Raw genomic sequence first — 1,680 nt, 5'->3', positions numbered from 1 at the left:
CAATCGACCCTGACTCCGGCTCCCCCGCCGCTCGCCCGCACCCAAGCCCACCGTGCCCCCAGCTCGGCCGCGCCTGCGCCGCGTCGACAGAGGCCCCGAGCCACCTCGGCCGCGGACGCGTGGGTGCGCCCCCCAGCCCAGACCCTCCGCGAAGCGCTCCGCATCGATCTCGGCGCGACCCCAGGACCGCCCTCGTCACGCCGCCGCCGCACCTCGCTCCGGTCCGGACCCCTTCTGGCGACCCGCGCAAGCACCCTCGCGCCGGCCCCAGACCCCTCTTGGCGCTCTCGAGCACGCCTCGCGGCGGCCCGGATGCGTTCACGAGCAACTCGCACCGATCTCGCGCTCGCCCCGGCCCCGAGTTGGAGCGCTGCGCATCGATGTCCGGATCGGGTCGAGGCCACCTCGAGCGCAGCTCCGCCGCTCTCGAGTCGGTCCCGACCCGACTCAGGGTGCGCGCACCCTGCGCGAAACAGGCTCGCTGGCCGGTCACGATGTAGGTGCAAAGCTCCGACCTGCGACCCACGACAAGCTGCGAATACCGCTCCCCCCCTCCCGGCCCGCGCGATCCCACCCATGGATCCGAGCCAAGTCGCGCCAGCGCCCCACCACCTCGCGCGAGCGACCGCGGCCCGAGCGCGGCCCGAGCTCCCCGCAATAGATGTGAGCTTCATCCACGAAAAAATCCATTGATCCCTGAGACAACCACCTGTCGAGTTGCACTTCGCACCGATCTGCCCTCAATCGTCATACATCAATGAATATTATCGTCGATCATCGCTGGCGAATTGAGCGACACCGCATAGCTTCAAATCCGTGAACATCCACGTTCTTCAGTACATACGAATCCCCAACCTCTCGCTGCTTCGAATGCAGCGACTCGCCAAGACCCTGATCCGCGACAGGCCCGACCAAACAAACGATGCGATCGACATGGCCGCCGCGGACCTCGAGAGCCACATCAAGACCGTCGACGCCGCCTTGACCTCTCGCCTCCAGGCAAGCAACACCGAGCTGCTCAAGTCCGAGGGCAACTTCGATCGCGCCACGGACGGGCTGTGGCTGTACTTGATCCGCGTGCTCGAGAGCGCCGAGGCCTACGCCCACCCGGGCCTCGACGCGCTGCCCGAGGAGCTCGCGGTCACGGCCGACCTCGCGGCCGCGCGCGCGATCGCGGCCAAGGCCCGACGGCTGCGTCAGCGCCTGTTTGGGAGCTTGGGCGGGGCGTTCACCCAGTACTCCTACGTCGAGCAGGTCGAGTCGATGGCCGCGATTCACCGCCTGATCAGCGACGAGGGGCTCCGCGACGAGCTCGTCGCCGTCGTCGGGCCCCAGCTCCCCACCCTGCTCGAGGCCTGTCAGCAGCACTACGAGACCATGGTCAGCAACCGCCTCGGCCGCGAGCAGAACCTGGTCGGGGACCTTCGAGAGCTGCGCCACGAGCTGCGCTGGTGCATCGTGCAATACAACAACGCGATCTGCACCCTGCTGCGACGCGATCAGCCCGAGACCGAGAAGGTCGTCGAGCAAGCGTTGCGCGCGGTCATCTCGGTCCGCGCGCGCAACCGGGTGTCGAGTGACCGGAGCACGGAGGAGATGCTCGACGAGCTCGACACCCCCGACGACGAGCTCGGCGAGCTCGAGGTCCCCAACGAGCTCGACGTCCCCGCCGGGCTCGTC

General features: G+C 68.4%; 1 protein-coding gene. It reads left to right on the top strand.

Features of this window, described 5'->3' with window-relative positions; translation table 11 throughout:
- Positions 1-816: 816 nt before the first annotated feature.
- Positions 817-1,680 (top strand): hypothetical protein (locus tag ENSA5_RS25565; RefSeq protein ID WP_146156108.1); only part of this gene is annotated, 864 nt, incomplete at its 3' end.

This window comes from Enhygromyxa salina (assembly GCF_002994615.1).
GTDB lineage: Bacteria > Myxococcota_A > Polyangia > Nannocystales > Nannocystaceae > Plesiocystis > Plesiocystis salina_A.
This window is presented reverse-complemented; position numbering and strand designations above follow the sequence as displayed.